Origin of the sequence: Streptomyces ossamyceticus, from assembly GCF_001418475.1 — a bacterium.
GTDB lineage: Bacteria > Actinomycetota > Actinomycetes > Streptomycetales > Streptomycetaceae > Streptomyces > Streptomyces ossamyceticus.
The window spans coordinates 1-2,003 of sequence record NZ_LIQX01000810.1; the positions used below are offsets into that span (position 1 = coordinate 1).

Annotated in this window: 2 protein-coding genes; both read left to right on the plus strand. The window is 71.6% G+C overall.

The features are described 5' to 3' along the window. Positions 1-33: 33 nt before the first annotated feature. On the plus strand, positions 34-981 hold the full coding sequence (locus tag AOK15_RS39145; RefSeq protein WP_063799113.1) for a type II secretion system F family protein: 948 nt from the start codon (positions 34-36) through the stop codon (positions 979-981). Positions 982-1,000: 19 nt separating this feature from the next. Further along, positions 1,001-1,903, plus strand: a complete 903-nt coding sequence (locus AOK15_RS39150) for a DUF5936 domain-containing protein (protein WP_055523745.1) — start codon at positions 1,001-1,003, stop codon at positions 1,901-1,903. The last annotated feature ends 100 nt before the right edge of the window (positions 1,904-2,003 follow it).

Genomic DNA, 2,003 nt, shown 5'->3' on the forward strand with positions numbered 1-2,003 from the left:
ACCCCGCCCCGAGACCCCGGACAGGAGCGCCCGGTGAACAACGCCACCCTGCTGGCCCTCGGCGCCACCGTCCTGTGCGGCACCCTCGCCGTCGCGGGCGCGCACACCTACGCCTCGGGCCGCGCGCAGCGCCAGGCCCTGGTGGACCGTCTCGCCGGCAGCCGGATCGGCCCGCTCCGCACGGCGAGCGGCCGCGTACGACGGTTCACGGCCGTCGACCGCCGGCTGCGCCGTACCCGCCTCGGCCGGGCGATCCACCTTCGCCTGACCACGACGGGACTCGACCTGACGGCGGGCGAGTTCGCCACGTACGTGGCGATGGTCGTGGTCGCCCTGTGGCTGATCGCCGCCGCGACGCTCGCCCCGTTCTTCGGCCCGATCGCCGGCGCCGTCGGCATCTGGGCGGCCGCGATCTTCCTCAACTGGCAGCGCCAGAAACGTATCGAGGCGTTCATCAACCAACTCCCCGACGTGGCCCGCCTCCTGGCCAACGCCACGGCGGCCGGTCTCGCCCTGCGCACGGCGCTGGCGATGGCGGCGGAGGAGCTGGAGGCCCCGGCGGGGGAGGAGCTGGCGCGGGTCGCGGACCAGCTGGCCCTCGGCCGTTCCGTGGACGACGCGCTCGGCGAGCTCGCCGAACGTCTCCCGTCCCGCGAACTGGTCGTCCTCGTCACCACCCTCGTCCTGTCGAACAAGGCGGGCGGCACGGTCGTCAGTTCACTCCGCAATCTCACCCAGACCCTGGAGGACCGCAAGGAGACGCGACGCGAGGTCCGCACGATGCTCTCCGAGGTCAACGCGACGGCGTTCACGGTCCCGTTCCTGGGCCTGGGCTCCCTTCTCCTGATCAACTCCTCGAACGAGGGCGCGCTGGCCCGCGTGACCGGCTCGCCCCTCGGTCAGATCCTGGTCCTGATCTCGATCGGCCTCTACACCGTCGGTTTCTTCGTCATCCGCCGCCTCGGCAAGATCGAAGTCTGAGAAGGGAGCCGCGACCGACATGACGACATCGACGCTCCCGCTCCTCCTCGCCCTGCTGATGGCCTTGGCCGTGGCGGGTGTCCTGCTCGGCATCCGCATGATCCGCGCCGACGCGAAGCTTCCGAGCGACCTGGCCCTCGCCCTGGAGGTGGGTGCGACCCGTGTCTCCAGGACGGGGTCGGCGGTCGACCGGCTCGGTATGCGCTTCGCCCCGTCCGTGCTGCGTCTCATGGGCCCTCGCCGGGTCGAGGCGAAGCGCCGCCGCATCGACATGGCGGGCAACCCCGGCGGCCTCACCCTCAACCGTTACGCCGCCCGCCGGGCCGTGTACGGCTTCTTCGGCGCCTTCATGGGGCTGGTCTTCCTCACCAGTGACCGCCCCCTGTTCGCCGCCGGCACGTTCGCGTTCGGGTTCTTCGCCGCGGACGCGGCGATCTGGCAGGCGGTCCGGGAACGCAAGGACGTCATCGACCGCACGCTGCCGGACTTCCTGGACGTGCTCGCCGTGGTCGTCTCGGCGGGCCTCGGCTTCCGCCAGGCCCTGGACCGGGTGGCGGAGAAGTACGAGGGCCCGTGGGCCGACGAACTCCGTATCACGCTCCGCCAGATGGACATGGGCGTCAGCCGCCGCCAGGCGTTCGACGAGCTCCGCAAGCGCAACTCCTCCGAGCAGGTCGCGCAGTTCGTCTCGGCGTTGCAGCAGGGCGAGGAGCTGGGCAGCCCCATCGCGGAGACGTTGATCCAGCTGGCCGCCGACATGCGCCGCACGGACGCCCAGAACGCGCGTCGCAGGGCGGCCAGGACGATCCCCAAGGCGACGCTGGTGACCCTGATCTTCATGCTCCCGGCGACGATGATCCTCATCGCGACGGGCATGTTCCTCGGCTCGGGCACGAACTTCGGCGAGATCCTGGGCCGCTGATGAGAACCCGTGGACGGAACCTGCCCCGATGGACCCGCTGGATCGTCCCGGCTTCGGCCCGCCGGCGCCGCCCGTCGGTCGCCCGCACCATGGCCCCCTC